The organism is Janthinobacterium lividum (assembly GCF_011601275.1).
Taxonomy (GTDB): domain Bacteria; phylum Pseudomonadota; class Gammaproteobacteria; order Burkholderiales; family Burkholderiaceae_D; genus Janthinobacterium; species Janthinobacterium lividum_E.
Window position 1 is genome coordinate 407174 of record NZ_JAAOLY010000003.1, and the last position, 14144, is coordinate 421317.

The 14144-nt window shown below is 63.8% G+C and carries 15 protein-coding genes; 10 read left to right on the forward strand and 5 right to left on the reverse strand.

The window, feature by feature from the left end; translation table 11 throughout:
- Window positions 1-774 precede the first annotated feature (774 nt).
- Window positions 775-1608 (reverse strand): class I SAM-dependent methyltransferase, encoded by an 834-nt coding sequence (locus GYK42_RS07105; protein WP_166446898.1) that lies wholly within the window; start codon window positions 1606-1608, stop codon window positions 775-777.
- 182 nt (window positions 1609-1790) lie between these two features.
- On the opposite strand from GYK42_RS07105, the gene GYK42_RS07110 reads away from it, so the two are divergent.
- Together GYK42_RS07110 and GYK42_RS07115 are read left to right on the forward strand one after the other, a co-directional pair.
- Window positions 1791-4214, forward strand: a complete 2424-nt coding sequence (locus GYK42_RS07110) for a DNA internalization-related competence protein ComEC/Rec2 (protein ID WP_166446899.1) — start codon at window positions 1791-1793, stop codon at window positions 4212-4214.
- 81 nt (window positions 4215-4295) lie between these two features.
- Window positions 4296-4805, forward strand: coding sequence for a hypothetical protein (locus GYK42_RS07115; RefSeq protein WP_166446900.1), 510 nt, complete (start codon window positions 4296-4298; stop codon window positions 4803-4805).
- A gap of 21 nt (window positions 4806-4826) precedes the next feature.
- Here GYK42_RS07115 and GYK42_RS07120 read toward each other — a convergent pair whose 3' ends face one another.
- Window positions 4827-5750, reverse strand: a complete 924-nt coding sequence (locus GYK42_RS07120; protein WP_166446901.1) for a LysR family transcriptional regulator — start codon at window positions 5748-5750, stop codon at window positions 4827-4829.
- Between the two features lie 151 nt (window positions 5751-5901).
- Between GYK42_RS07120 and GYK42_RS07125 the strand changes: the two genes are divergently transcribed.
- The 5 genes from GYK42_RS07125 to GYK42_RS07145 all read left to right on the forward strand — a co-directional run bounded on the left by GYK42_RS07125 (window position 5902) and on the right by GYK42_RS07145 (window position 9392).
- On the forward strand, window positions 5902-6663 hold the full coding sequence (locus GYK42_RS07125) for a sulfite exporter TauE/SafE family protein (protein WP_166446902.1): 762 nt from the start codon (window positions 5902-5904) through the stop codon (window positions 6661-6663).
- A gap of 18 nt (window positions 6664-6681) precedes the next feature.
- Complete coding sequence (locus tag GYK42_RS07130) at window positions 6682-7377, forward strand: HAD family hydrolase (RefSeq protein ID WP_166446903.1); 696 nt, start codon at window positions 6682-6684, stop codon at window positions 7375-7377.
- A gap of 58 nt (window positions 7378-7435) precedes the next feature.
- Window positions 7436-8236, forward strand: a complete 801-nt coding sequence (locus GYK42_RS07135) for an alpha/beta fold hydrolase (RefSeq protein ID WP_166446904.1) — start codon at window positions 7436-7438, stop codon at window positions 8234-8236.
- Between the two features lie 133 nt (window positions 8237-8369).
- The gene (gene dcd / locus GYK42_RS07140; RefSeq protein WP_034755486.1) at window positions 8370-8939 is read left to right on the forward strand and encodes a dCTP deaminase; all 570 of its coding nucleotides are present in this window, start codon (window positions 8370-8372) and stop codon (window positions 8937-8939) included.
- 111 nt (window positions 8940-9050) lie between these two features.
- Complete coding sequence (locus tag GYK42_RS07145; RefSeq protein WP_166446905.1) at window positions 9051-9392, forward strand: FlxA-like family protein; 342 nt, start codon at window positions 9051-9053, stop codon at window positions 9390-9392.
- Window positions 9393-9419: 27 nt separating this feature from the next.
- Here the strand turns inward: GYK42_RS07145 and GYK42_RS07150 are convergent, their stop codons facing one another.
- Both GYK42_RS07150 and GYK42_RS07155 read right to left on the reverse strand, forming a co-directional pair.
- Window positions 9420-10907 carry an ATP-binding protein gene (locus GYK42_RS07150; RefSeq protein WP_166446906.1) on the reverse strand — a complete coding sequence of 496 codons (1488 nt, stop codon included), beginning with the start codon at window positions 10905-10907 and terminating at the stop codon, window positions 9420-9422.
- 2 nt (window positions 10908-10909) lie between these two features.
- Window positions 10910-11599, reverse strand: a complete 690-nt coding sequence (locus tag GYK42_RS07155) for a response regulator transcription factor (RefSeq protein WP_166446907.1) — start codon at window positions 11597-11599, stop codon at window positions 10910-10912.
- A 192-nt stretch (window positions 11600-11791) separates the two neighbouring features.
- Between GYK42_RS07155 and GYK42_RS07160 the strand changes: the two genes are divergently transcribed.
- The 3 genes from GYK42_RS07160 to GYK42_RS07170 are packed head-to-tail and all read left to right on the forward strand — an operon-like array spanning window position 11792 to window position 13260.
- Window positions 11792-12256, forward strand: a complete 465-nt coding sequence (locus GYK42_RS07160; RefSeq protein ID WP_166446908.1) for a Spy/CpxP family protein refolding chaperone — start codon at window positions 11792-11794, stop codon at window positions 12254-12256.
- A 27-nt stretch (window positions 12257-12283) separates the two neighbouring features.
- Window positions 12284-12454 (forward strand): hypothetical protein, encoded by a 171-nt coding sequence (locus GYK42_RS07165; protein ID WP_166446909.1) that lies wholly within the window; start codon window positions 12284-12286, stop codon window positions 12452-12454.
- Complete coding sequence (locus GYK42_RS07170; protein WP_166446910.1) at window positions 12412-13260, forward strand: intradiol ring-cleavage dioxygenase; 849 nt, start codon at window positions 12412-12414, stop codon at window positions 13258-13260. The genes GYK42_RS07165 and GYK42_RS07170 overlap by 43 nt, the downstream gene beginning before the upstream one ends.
- Here GYK42_RS07170 and GYK42_RS07175 read toward each other — a convergent pair.
- Window positions 13257-14144 (reverse strand): DUF1501 domain-containing protein (locus GYK42_RS07175; RefSeq protein WP_166446911.1); only part of this gene is annotated, 888 nt, incomplete at its 5' end. The genes GYK42_RS07170 and GYK42_RS07175 overlap by 4 nt on opposite strands.

Here is a 14144-nt window from a genome sequence, read left to right on the forward strand (position 1 = left end):
TTGTTTTCTTGCGCCTGCCAGGCAATGAGTCATTGCCGTCGCGCTCCCATGCGCCAGCAGCAGCCGGCATGACGGAATAAAAATTCTGTCGATTTGAAATGAAGCAAGGCGGAACCGGTTCCGTATCGCGGCTGCATTTATCATTGCGTGAGGAATTATCCGGTAGTGCGAAAGGAATTGAATTATCTTGACAATTAATAATGGCGAGCTGATTATGGACTCATATTTCGCGAGGGGAATTTTTGCATGTTTTAAAAATATCGGAAATTGGCGGCGATGCGCGGCATTATTCTGGCTGCTGGTCTAGCTATCAGCTGGGGCGCGCCGCGTTTATATGAACGGCTTTGATTTGGCGGTGCTCCAGTATCCGCTGGCAGCCGCAGGACTTTTTACTTCGCGCTGACGCACGGCCAGCTTGCGATAACACCCGACATACCTGTGTATGTGGCCCTGCGCCAGTGGATGGCGCGCGCAGGGATTCATCAGCCATCCGACTTTGGGAGAACACCATGAATAAAAAGCTCGCTGCATTTCTTTTTGCGTCAGGCCTCGGTTTGGCGGTGACTGCGACGCCAGCCTTAGCCAGCTGCGCTAGCGCCTGCGCTGCCGAATGGCGGGCTTGCATTGCTGGCGGTACCGCTCAAGCAGAGTGCAACGCCGAACGGTCCGCCTGCCAGCAAACCTGCAATGGACAGTAACAATGCTGTGCGCCGTGGCAGCTACTATCGCAGCCTGTTGCCGGTGATGCGGACAGTCACTGGCGACGATGGCAGTTCAGGCCGCCCTAGCGCGTACGGCGCGTAGCCCCCAGCCGGTGACGATCAATCCGTCACCGGTTTGCAGCGGCGCCACGGCATCCAGGAACGCGTTGCGCAGGCGCTGCCTGGCTCCGTCGTCCAGGCGGTCGATGTCGTAGGTATCCAGCAGGGCCGTCCACAGTTCAGCCGGCGTGGGTGCCCATGGGACGTCGATGTTGTCGAATTCGACGTCTGTGAAACTGCCATCAAGCAGCTCGCGCCATCCCGCTTCGGACCCCGTGCGCCGGTCGCCGAAGCGCAGCGGCGGCAGCTCGGTGCTGGCGATCGGTTTGAACACGCGCATGAAAACATCGTTCACCTCGCCCAGCAAGAAAGTGCGGCCGACGATGGCCGCAAACTGGCCATCGGAACGCAGCACGCGGCGCATTTCCCGCACGACTTGTTCGATGTCGTCCATCAGCATCAGGGCCATGTGCGAGACGAGATAATCGACGCTGGCGGACGGCAGATCGAGCGCCTGCCCGCGGCCATGCAGCAGATGCACGGACGGAGGCAGGGCTGCGCGCGCGGCGGCCAGTTCAGCATGGCTCATGTCGACGCCCAACAGTTGCAGCCGGGCTTGCCGCCTGGCCGCCAGCAAGCCCAGCAGATGGCCGTCGCCGCAGGCCAGGTCGAGCACGCTCAATGGCTTGTCCGCGGCCGGTACCAGGTTGGTCAGTACTTCGTAGGAGGAGGCCCAGTTGCCGGCGGGGGAACTGGCTGGCAGATGGGCAAACGCGGCGCTGGTCGCACCCACTTGCCTTTGATGAAAGTCCTGCAAATAGGTTTCGGCCGCTGTCAGTGGGGTCATGCAAGATCCGCTAAGTCGTGGCGCCTGGGCGCCGGATGGCCATCTTAGCATGGGCGAAGTTTCGCCTGCGGTGGTGCCGGATGGTGTGCTGAACTTTCTATCATTGGTACCATTGCGCCAGATCAGATGGCAAAGAGTCGAAAACGTTCACAGTACCTGAGCCCATTTAGCCGCGAGCTCCCATGCGCACCCTGATACTCGGCTTTGCCGCTGGCGCCGCCTGGTTGCAGACGCAGGCAAGCTTGCCGCCGCGCGCGGGCGTGCTGCTGTGGGTGGTCGTTTGCGCAGGGTTGACGGCTAGTCTGTTGCTGCGCCGCCACGCGCGATGGCGCTGCGTTGTTGCGCTCGCCGCTGGAGTTGGCCTTGGCTTTTACTGGGCAGCCTCGCTGGCCCAGGCCGCCATGGCGCCGCAGCTGGCGCTGGCTGACGAAGGGCAGGACATTGTTGTCACGGGCACCATCGCCAGCCTGCCGTACCGCTTCGAGCAGGGAGTGCGCTTCAATTTTGCCGTGGAGAAGGCGGTTGGGGCGAAGGTGCCGCCCTTGATCGCCCTGTCCTGGTATGCGGGTTTTCGCGATGCAGTGACGAACGCCGTCGGCGACGTGCAGCCGGGCGAACGCTGGCGGCTGACGGTGCGCCTGCAGCGTCCGCACGGCAATGCGAATCCCATGGGTTTCGATTACGAAGCGTGGCTGCTGGAGCAGGGCGTGCGCGCCACCGGCTATGTACGGCCACAGCCGCGCGCCGATACGCCCAATGCGCGCCTGGCCGCCTTCGTGCCCGGCTTCGGCAACGTGGTGGAGGCCAGCCGGGCGGCGCTGCGCGCACGCATCGCCCGCAGCCTGGAAGGCAAGCAGTACGCGGGCGTGATCGTGGCGCTGGTGGTGGGCGACCAGCGCGCCATTCCCCAGTCGGACTGGCAAGTGTTCAACCGCACGGGTGTCAGCCATTTAATTTCGATTTCCGGCTTGCATATCACCATGATCGCGGGACTGTTCGCCCTGGGGGCGGGCGCGTTGTGGCGACGCTCGTTTTTCACGGATTGGCAGCTGCCCCTGCGGCTGCCGGCGCAAAAGGTGGCGGCGCTGGCCGGTGCGCTGGCGGCCTTTCTTTATGTATTGTTGGCCGGCTTCGGCGTGCCCGCGCAACGCACCTTGTATATGTTGCTGGTGGTGGCGCTGGCCCTGTGGCTGGGACGTATCACCAGCATCGTTCACGTGCTGTGCCTGGCGCTGGGCGTGGTCGTGCTGCTCGATCCGTGGGCCGTGCTGTGGCCCGGCTTCTGGCTGTCGTTCGGCGCCGTCGCCACCATGCTGTACGCCACGGCGGGCCGCATCACGGCGCCGCTGCCGCCGCAGGCTGGACGCTGGCGCCGCCTACGCGCTGCCGTGGCGCTGGGCACGCACACACAATACGTGGTGACGGTGGGGCTGGTGCCGCTGACGATGCTGCTGTTCTCGCAAGTCTCGTTGGTCAGTCCCGTGGCCAATGCGCTGGCCATTCCCGTCATCAGCCTGATCGTCACGCCCTTGTCCCTGGCGGGCAGTTTGCTGCCGGCGCCCCTGTCCGATGGGTTGTTGCTGCTGGCGCACGCCATCGTGCAGATGCTGGCGCAGGTGCTGGACTGGCTCGGTGCGCGCCGCTTTGCCGTCTGGACCGCACCCGCGCCCCCAATGTGGAGTTTTTGCTGGGCACTGTTCGGCACGGCCTGGCTCTTGGCACCACGCGGATGGCCCCATAGGTGGGCGGGCATGCTGGGCTGGCTGCCGCTGCTGACGGCTTTGCCGTCCAGCCCGTCGCCGGGCCAGCTGTGGGTGACGGCCTTCGACGTGGGGCAAGGCATGGCCGTGCTGGTGGAAACGCACGGCCACCGTCTGCTGTACGACACGGGGCCCGCCTACAGCCTCGATTCCGATGGCGCCAGCCGGGTCATCGTGCCGTACTTGCGCGCGCGCGGCATCGCCAAGCTCGATGGCGTGATCATTTCCCACAGCGACCTCGATCACGCGGGCGGCGCCATGTCCTTGCTGGAAAACGTGCAAGTGGGCTGGCTTGCCTCGTCGCTGTTCGATGGCCATCCGGCCGTCGAGTTCCGGCGGGAATCGCACCGGCCATATCTGCACTGCATGGCGGGCCAGAGCTGGACGTGGGAAGGCGTGCACTTCGCCATGCTGCACCCATTGCCAGCCAGCCACACGGACATTGCCCTGAAGCCAAACGCCCGCAGCTGTACCGTGAAAATCACGGCAGGCAAGCACTCGATCTTGCTGGCCGGCGACATCGAAGCGGCGCAGGAGGCGCAATTGCTGGCCCGTTCTGCCGAAGGTGAACTGGCCGCCGACGTGCTGCTGGCTCCGCACCACGGCAGCGGCACCTCATCGACACCGGCGTTTTTGCACGCCGTCCATCCGACCCTGGCGATTTTCCAGGTGGGACACAGGAATCGTTACAAACATCCGAAGCCGCAAGTGTATGCGCGCTATGGCGACATGGGGATTGCCCGGCTGCGCACGGATGTGACGGGCGCGGTGGTGATGGAGTTTGGCGAAGATATTGATGTGACGCGATATCGGGCCAGCCGGCCGCGCTACTGGCATGGGCGCTAGCGGACGCCGCTGCATTAATGGTATATATCTGCCATGGGTTGGCAGCCCCGGTGCTGCCTGGAATATTCTGAAAGGGTGGAGATGGGCTGGTTTAGCTGGAAGAAAAAGGCGACCGTGCCGGTGCTCAGTTTCGAGGCGCGGATCCGTTCGCAAAGTACGCAGGCAAAGTCCCGTCAGTTTGATTTGCAGGGAGGGCAACCTGACGCCGTTCGCCTGCAACACCCGTATCTGTTTCATGTGACGGACCTGTCAACCGCCGAGGCGATCGTGCGGCAGCGCCTGCTGCAAGGGGTTTTTGGCCATGTGACGCTGTCGCAGGAGTTGCAAGGCGCGGCGCAACAAGCGGAAAGAAAAGGCTGTGCGCTGATTTTTCAATTTCAGGGGCCCGCCCTTGTCGGGCCGGCGCCGCTGGCGAAAGCGAAGGAGGTGGCTTACCACGATGTGGGTTCCTCGGGTTATGTGGAAACCTTTATTGCGCATGGCACGGTGACTCCGCTCGGGCTCATCGCGATAGCGTTTCGTGGCGCGGCGCCGATCTATGATGTGGCGTGGGTCCTGGGCACGCCTGTTTCTGTGCGCATCGGGTCATAGCGGCTGTTCACCGGCGCAAGGTCAGCTGTGCCGCTCATCCGGTATCTCCAGCCCCCGCTGCCGCACATATTCGAGAAACAGCCGCGCCCCCTTGGCCATCCTCGACGTGCCATACACGGCATGGATGCTGGGATCGAGCTCCTTCGACGACGTCAGCCGGTACGCCGTGCAGACCCTGCGCAGGGTGCCGGCGGCCACGGCAGGCTCGGCCAGCCAGCTTGCCAGGCGCACGATGCCGGCGCCTTCCAGGGCCGCCTGGAAAGTGGCGATGCCGGAAGTGAAGCGGAAGCGCGGCTGCACTTGGTAGCGCACGTTGCGCTCGGTGGAAACGAAATGCCAGTCGCGCAGGATGCGCGGGGCCGAGTGCATGATGATGTCGTGGCCGGCCAGCTCTTCGGGTTCCTCAGGTGCGCCCATGCGGGCGATATAGTCAGGCGAGGCGTACATATAGCGGCGGTAGTTCCACAGTGGATAGCCGATCAGCTCGCTCGACTGGGGGAAGGCGCCGCGGATGGCAAAGTCCAGCTTTTCCTGGATGGGGTCGATCGATTTGTCCGAGAAATGGATGTCCACCGACACGTTCGGGTAGTCGCGCGAAAATTGCGCCACCACTTTGGGCAGGAAGCCCAAGGACAAAATTTCCGGCGCCGACAGGCGCACCCAGCCCTGCGGCGAGTTGCTCAGTTCCGCCAGTTGGTCTTCCGCCTCGGCCTGCGTTTCCAGCAAGTGCTTGGCCGATGCGTAATACGTTTCGCCGGCCGTCGTCAGGGTGAACTGTTTTTGCGTGCGCAGGATCAGCTCGGCGCCGATGGCTTCCTCGAGGAACTGGATGGCGCGCGTGACGGCGGACGGCGAGCGTCCCAGCATGCGCGCCGCGTGGATGAAGCTGCGCTTTTCCACCACGGTGCAGAAGGCGCGGATCTCCCACATCAGTTTCATCGACATCGCGTCACTCCCGGCAAAAGAGGCCAGTAGACCGCATGGGGCGCATTCCGTCAAGCGTTACGCCTGATTGCGTTTTCCGCAATTTGAAGTTGCATCGGAAAAAAACCACGACGCCTATACTGCCGCTGTCGCCCATTCCATATTGCCTACCATGCTGACCATCTCGCTGCTGTGTTTATTTGCCTTCTTTGCCGGCCTGATCGATGCCGCTGTGGGCGGGGGCGGGCTGATACAGCTGCCGGCCCTGTTCAACCTGATGCCGAACATGGCTTCCACGTCCTTGCTGGGCACGAATAAACTGGCGTCCGCCTGCGGCACCACGTTTGCCGCCCGCTCCTTCGTTGGCAAGGTACATATTCCGTGGCTGCTGGTGCTGCCGGCCGTGGCCAGCGCCTTCGTCATGTCCTTCATCGGCGCGGCTGCCGTGTCCTATGTGCCGCAACAGGTGGTGCGCCCGATGGTGCTGGTATTGATCATCGTCATGGCCATCTACACCTTCATCAAGAAGGATTTCGGCACGACCCGCGAAGCGCGCCCCATCGGCCCGCGCGAACGCATCCTCGCCATCGTCATCGGCGGCGCCATCGGTTTTTATGACGGTCTGTTCGGGCCAGGCACGGGCAGTTTCCTGATTTTCCTGTTCATCCGCGTCTTCGGCTTCGATTTCATCCTTGCCTCGGCCTGCTCGAAGTTGGTGAATATCGCCACCAACGTGGCCGCGCTGGCCTTCTTCATTCCCGCCGGCCACGTGGTATATGCCGTGGCTGCACCGATGGCCGTGTGCAATATCCTGGGCGCGCTGACGGGTACCTGGATCGCCGTGCGCCGCGGCGCCGCCTTCGTGCGCATCCTCTTCCTCGTGTTGCTGGTGCTGCTGATCGTCAAGTTGTCGTATGACATCTTCTTCAAGTAAGTTTTTGACCGACAAGCCATGAAAACCATCCAGGGCGTGCTGTGGGACAACGATGGCGTGCTGGTCGATACCGAACAGCTGTTTTACGAAAGCAACCGCGACTTGCTCTTGCCCTACGGCATAGACCTGACGCCGAAGCAATTCTTTGACTGGTTCCTGGACAATAACTACGGCGCCTGGCATGTATTGCTGGGGCAGGGCCACGAGATCGAACTGGTCGAGCGCCTGCGCGCCGAGCGCACGGTACTGTTTGCCGAACGCTTGCGCCAGGCGCGCCGGCTGGCCACGCCCGGCATCGGGCAAGTGCTGGCGGCGCTGCGTCCGCACGTGGCCATGGGCGTGGTCACCAGTGCTTATGAACAGCATTTCCGGATCAGCCATGCGGCCACGGGCTTGCTCGACTACTTCGACTTCGTGCTGACGCGTGAAATGTATGACGAAAGCAAGCCGGCGCCGGACGGCTACCAGCTGGGCTTGCAGCGCCTGGGCCTGGCCGCCGCTGATTGCGTAGCCGTGGAAGATTCGCCGCGCGGCTTGCGCGCCGCCAATGCGGCCGGGCTGGAATGCATCGTCGTGCGCAATCACATGAACCGTCACCACGCGTTTGACGGCGCTTTTTGCGTGGTGGATTCGATGGCCGAGCTGGGCGAAGTGCTGGCCTCGTTCGTGCCAGGCATGGCGCCAGTGCGCCCGCAATTAGAGGCCTTCCTCTGATTCGTCTTGCCGGCATGCCATTACAATTGCCTATCGCATTCACTGGCACCGCCCTACGATGACCCTCCCGCAACTGCACTTTGCCCACGCCAACAGTTATCCTGCCGGCACCTACCGCAAGCTGTTCGGCTTGCTGGGCCAGCATTACACCGTGCAGGCGCTCGACATGCATGCGCACGACCCGGAATACCCCGTCAGCACGGGCTGGCCCGAGCTGGTGCGCGAGTATATCGACGAGCTTGAACGCCGCTACAATGCGCCCGTGGTCCTCGTCGGCCATTCGCTCGGCGGCATGCTCAGCGTGATGGTGGCCAAGCAGCGTCCCGACCTCGTGCGCTGCGTCGTCTTGCTCGATTCGCCCGTAGTGGCGGGCTGGCGCGCCTTGCTGGTGCGGCTGGCGCGCAACACGGCGCTGGGAGAGCGTTTCTCGCCGTCGCGTTTTTCCGCCCGGCGGCGCAAGCTGTGGCCGGACGCGCAAGCCGCGTATGAGCATTTTGCCGCCAAGGACATGTTCGCCATCTGGGCGCCGCACGTGTTGCGCGACTACATCGACAGCGGCCTGGTCCCGCATCCGGAAGGGGTGCAGCTGCGCTTTACGCGGGAAGTGGAAACGGACGTCTACCGCAGCTTGCCGCACCATATTGGCGGTCTCGTCAAGGATGGTTTTCCAGTGCCCATCGGCTTTATCGGCGGCACGGAATCGGTGGAATGCCGGCAAGCGGGCTTGAAGGCCACGCGCAAGCTGGTCGGCAAGTTTTTCCGCCAAGTGCCGGGCGGCCATCTGTTTCCCATGGAAAACCCGGAACTGACGGCGCAAGTGGTGCGCGAGATGATCACGGCATTGCTGGCGAAGCAATAGAATATCGCCAAGGATTTTCAGGCGATGGGGGCCAACAGCGGGGGATTTTCGCGTAAAATCCTGCCATTCGGGCCGTGCCTGCAGCAGGCGTGCGGCCCCAGCCATTCCGATATTCTAGAAAGATACCCCTGCGATGACGATTAAAAGCGATAAATGGATACGCCGCATGGCGGAAACAACGGGCATGATCGAGCCGTTCGAACCAGGCCAGGTCAAGGAACGCGACGGCAACCGCATCGTGTCCTATGGCACGTCCAGCTATGGCTATGACATCCGCTGCGCCGACGAGTTCAAGTTGTTCACCAACATCAACACCACCATCGTCGATCCCAAGGATTTTGACGCAAATAACTTCGTCGACGTATCGGGCAAGGGCTATTGCATCATCCCGCCGAACTCGTTCGCGCTGGCCCGTACCGTGGAATATTTCCGCATTCCCCGGAATGTGCTGACGATTTGCCTGGGCAAGAGCACCTATGCCCGTTGCGGCATCATCGTCAACGTCACCCCGTTCGAACCGGAATGGGAAGGCTATGTGACCCTGGAGTTTTCCAACACGACACCGTTGCCGGCGAAAATCTACGCCAATGAAGGCGTGGCGCAAGTGCTGTTCTTCGAGTCCGATGAGGTGTGCGAAACGTCGTACAAGGACCGCGGCGGCAAATACCAGGGCCAGGTCGGCGTGACACTGCCGAAGACCTGATTGCGGCGCAGGGCGGGGTGATCGCCTTCTTTACCTGCCTTTACACCCGCCGCCCTACATCCGCTTCCATGCCTGCCGTTAATCTTGGTATTGAAACACTGAGGAGGCAGTATGGTAGCGGCAATCGGTTCAGGCGGCGCAGTCGGCGCGGCCGGTAGCGCCAGTGCGGGCAGCAGTTCGCAGATCGGGGCGCTGCAAAAGCAGATCACGGCGGCGCAAAAGCAGTTGACGGAATCGCAGAAGGGCGAGCAGACGGAGGCGTCGCAAAAGCTGCAGCAGCAGCTGGCGCAGCAAATCCAGGCCTTGCAGGCGCAAATTGCGCAATTGCAAGCGGCGGCCGCGCAGAAGGCGGCGCAGCAAGACGCTCCGACGGCCGGCAGCGCCGAAACGGCGGCCAGTCCAGCCAAGTCAAGCTCGTCGACCCTGGGCAGTATCATCGATACGCAAGCATAAATACCCAGCGCCAGGCTTGCCGACAGGTCAGCCTGGCATTTTGACGGGCAACAGCATTTCCACGCACAAGCCGCCACCGCTGCGCAAGCTGGCACTGATGCGGCCGCCATGGGCCGTAATGACGTGCTGGGCGATGGCCAGACCCAGGCCGTGGCCATCCGTGCCGTGCTGGGTATTGCTGGCGCGGAAGAACGGTTCAAAGATGCGGGCCAGGTCGGCGCTGGCCACGCCGGGGCCCCGGTCCAGCACGGCGATGCGCAGCCAGTCGGTCTGGCGCGACAGTTCCACGTCCACCGTGCCGCCATCGGGGCTGTGCTTGATGGCATTGCGCACCACGTTTTCCACGGCGCGCGCCAGCAGTTCCGGCTGGCCCGTGACGCTGGCGTCGGCCATGGCCGCTTCGCCCGCCAGCGCGATGTCCAGCTGGCGCGCCTTGGCTTCATAACGGGCGTCGTCCACGATGTCGTGCACGAGGTCGGCGATGCCGACATCTTCGCTGAGCGTGTGCCCCGCGCCCGCTTGCACGGCGCCCGCTTCCAGCCGCGACAGGGTCAGCAGCTCACCGATCAGTTTATCCATGCGCTCGCTTTCGCGTTCGATGCGCTGCATCGAGGCGGCCATCTTTTCCGGCTGCTGGTGCGCCAGGCCGATGGCGGCCTGCAAGCGCGCCAGCGGCGAGCGCAGCTCGTGCGAAACGTCATGCAGCAAGCGGGTCTGGCTATCCATGAGGTTGCGCAAGCGGCCCGTCATGCGATCGAAATCGCGGCCCAGGTCCGTTAATTCATCGCCGCGCTTGCCGCTGGCGTGAAAGCGCGGCGCCAGGTTGCCGTGCGATGCGGCTTCGAACGCTTGCCGCAAGTCGCGGATGGGACGCGCAAAATACCAGGCCAGCAAAAAGGCGAACAACAGGCTGGCGGCGATGGCCGCGGCCAGGGGAATGAAGTTGCGGTAGGGCGTGTCCATGCGCGGTGGCATACCGCGGCCGAATTCGCCGCGTGGCGACGGGGCGCCCGCTTCGTGGGGCCGTGGACCGGGTCCCATGGCACGCGGGCCGCTCATGGCGACGGCGTTCAGCGTGTCGCGCGCGGCGCCCGCCTCGGCATTGCGGAAGCGTTCGGACGAGGGCAGGAACAGCAAGTAGCGCTTGCCGTCGCCGCCGGCCGCTTCGCGCACGACGGGATGGGCCTGGCTTTGCTCCAGCATGGCGCGCGCCTTGGCCAGCATGGTGGGATGCACGGCGCGGCCCATCAATTCTTGCCCCTTGGCATCGACGGCGAACACGCGCATGCGTTCGAGCTTGCCGAGGAATTGCCGCAAGGCCTGGCTGCCACCCGCTTCCAGGGTGGCGCTGGCGGCTTCGATGATCATTTGCGCCGGCGGACTGGTGTCGATGTCGAGGGCCCGTTCCTGCTGCGCGGCCCGGTTTTTCAGCCAGAAGGTGCCACCGATGCCGATGGTTGCCGTCACTTGCGCCAGCATAATGCACAGAAAAAACTTCCAGAACAGACGGCCCACGCTTACTCCTTGATCAGCTGGTAGCCGAGGCGGTACACGGTCTGCAGGCAGGAGCGGCCGTCGGCCAGGCTGCCGAGCTTGCGGCGCAGGCTGCTCAAGTGCACGTCGATATTGCGGTCGAAGCGGGCCATGGGGCGTCCCAGGCCCAGTTCGGACAATTGATTCTTGCTCACGGGCTTGCCCGCATGGCGCACCAGCACTTCCAGCAAGTTGAATTCCGTGCTCGTCAGCTCCAGGTGCGCGCCGGCCCAGGAAACGCGGCGCTGTTCGGGCCACATCGTCAGTTGCCCGACGGTCAGCGGCACCAGGCCGGACGCATCGTGCGGGGCCGCTTGCGCGCGGCGCAGGATGGCGCGGATGCGCGCCGTCAGCTCGCGCGGCGTGCACGGTTTCGTCACGTAATCGTCGGCGCCCAATTCCAGCCCCACGATGCGGTCCGTATCGTCGCCGCGCGCCGTCAGCATCAAGATGGGCAGGTTGCTGCCGGCGCGGATGCGGCGCAGGGTTTCCAGTCCATTCATGCGCGGCATCATGACATCGAGGATGGCGATGGCGTACAGGCCCGTCAGCGCTTCGGCCGCGCCGCTTTCGCCGTCGTGCACGGCGCGGGCGTCGAAACCTTCCTGCGTCAAGTATTCCTGGAACATGCCGACCAGTTCCACGTCGTCATCGATTAACAAAACCTTGCTCATGCCTGTGCTTTTTTCGGGTGAATATCGCCCGATGATAGCAGTCAACAGGGCCGGTTCACGGTGGTTTTACCCGCTTTTACACACGTCCGCTTACATTTCCGGCCCTTCCTTTACACGCTTTTACGCGCCCCTAACGTTGCTTTACACGCCAGACGCCGACAATCAGGGCTGACCGCCATGAAAGGAAAACCAATGAAATACCTGAGTATCGTCGTCTCCCTGTTGCTGTTGTCGGCCTGCAGCATGCCGCTGTTGGCGCTGGCCCAGCAAGGGCCGCCGCCCGGCGTCAGCCATGGTCCTGGCGGACCCGGCGCGCCTGGCTTGCCGCCGTTTATGCGCGGCATCGAGTTGAGCGAAGTCCAGCAGGATAAAATTTTCGCCGCCACCTACGCCCAGGCACCCTTGTTGCGGGAACAGGAAAAGATCGCCTTCAAGGCGCACGAGCAGTTGCGCGAACTGGCTGCGTCCAGCGCCTACGACGATGTGAAAGCCAGCGCGCTGGCCAACACGGCGGCCCAAGCCATGGCGAAGATCAGCTTGCAGCAGGCACGGCTCGAGCAGCAATTGCTGGCCGTGCTGACGCCGGAACAGCGTCAGCAGGCGCAGCAGCGGCGCGACAGCCGCCAGGGCCCGCGCCACCTCCAGCGCGCCGAGTAAGCAGGCGCGAGCACAGGGAGAGCCAGCATGCGCATCCATGCCTTGCGTCCGGGCAGCAGCTTGCAGGCGCTCTCGCGCCATGCGACACAGGCGCTGTACCTGTGCGCCAGCCTGAACCCCGCTCTGGCGGGCTTGCCCCACTTGATGGAATATATATGGAATTACATGATCACGGCCTGGCATCCGACCTCGAAATGATGCGGCGACAGGCGGCCGAGCGGCGGCAAGTGCTGCGCTGGCTGCTGGCCGGCGCCGCCACTTTGCCTTTGATCAGCTGCGGCGGCGGGTCGGACGCCAGTGGCACGGTGGCCAGTAGCGGCGCCAGCACTGGCTCGCTGGCGACATCTGCCACGGGCGCCTGCACGGTGATACCCGAGGAAACGGGCGGGCCGTATCCGGCAGACGGCACGAACACGAACGGCGGCAGCATCATCAACGTGCTGAACCAGTCGGGCGTCGTGCGCAGCGATATCCGCGCCAGTTTCAATGGCGCCACCGGCGTGGCGGCGGGCGTGCCATTGACCATCAAGTTGCAGCTGCTCAACGCCAGCGGCGGCTGCGCCAGCCTGGCCGGCTACGCCGTATATGTATGGCATTGCGACCGCGACGGCCTGTATTCGCTGTATTCGAGCGGCGTGACGGCGCAAAATTACCTGCGTGGCGTGCAGGAAACGGACAGCGCCGGCAACGTCGGCTTTACGACCATTTTTCCAGGCTGCTACGCCGGACGCATGCCGCACGTGCACTTTGAGGTCTATCCCAGCCTGGCCAAGGCGGCCACTGCCTCGAACCGCATCAAGACCTCGCAGTTCACCTTCCCGATGGCAACCTTGAACGAAGCCTATGCGGCCAGCGGCTACACGGCCAGCGTGCGCAACCTGGCGCGGATCAGCTATGCGACCGACAATGTTTTCAGCGACGGCACCAGCCTGCAGATGGCCACGGTGGCGGGCAATGCCACGCAGGGCTACGTCGCCACCCTCGTGATCGCCGTGAATGGTTAAGCCGCCGTCATGAAACCCAGGTCGCGCCGGCTGAAGTTGCCGATGTTCGGGAACACTTCGGCCAGCTGGCTGTCGGCCACGCCGAACCACTTGGCCAGCGTGGCGCCGTACTGGTCGACGGAGGTGGTCGGCAGCAGGGCACCGGAACCCACGTCCAGCTCATGGCCGATGCCCGTGACGGGGAAGGCGCCGTAGATGTCGCGGCCCTTCACGGCGCCGCCCACGACAAAGTGGTGGGCGCCCCAGCCGTGATCCGTGCCGTCGCCGTTGCTGCTGAAGGTGCGGCCGAAGTCCGACGCCGTAAACGTCGTCACCTGCCGCCGCAGGTCCGCGCCCTGCAGGGCTGCCAGGGTCGTGTCGAAGTACGCAAGCGCATGGGCCAGGCGGGCCATCAGGTCGGCATGCAGCACTTTTTGCCGGTCATGCGTATCGAAGCCGCCCAAGGTCACATAAAACATTTGCCGTTTCGCCCCCAGGGCGCCGCGCCCGCCGATGATGCGCGCCACCGTCTGCAATTGCACGGCCAGCGGATTGACGCCGGACACGCCCGTGTTCGGATTGACATAGGGTGGCGGATTGGGCACGCCGCCCGCGCCGGCCGCCAGCATGGCGCCGCTGAGCACGCTCTGGCTTGAAATGGCGCGCTGCACGACGGCCACGTGTTCCTGTTCGATCAGGTCGCTGCCCGCATCGTTGATGATGGCTTGCAATGCGCCCGCACCGCCCGTGCTGCCGTACAGGCTGCCACTCAGGCCCCGGATGGGCACGGCGCCTGCCTGGCCTACCTGGAACTGGCGCACCTGGCGCCCGCTGAGGAAGACGGTGCTGCCAGCGGCGGAAATGGCCGTGAACATGGCATTCGTATTGAGCGAGCCGGCCACGTC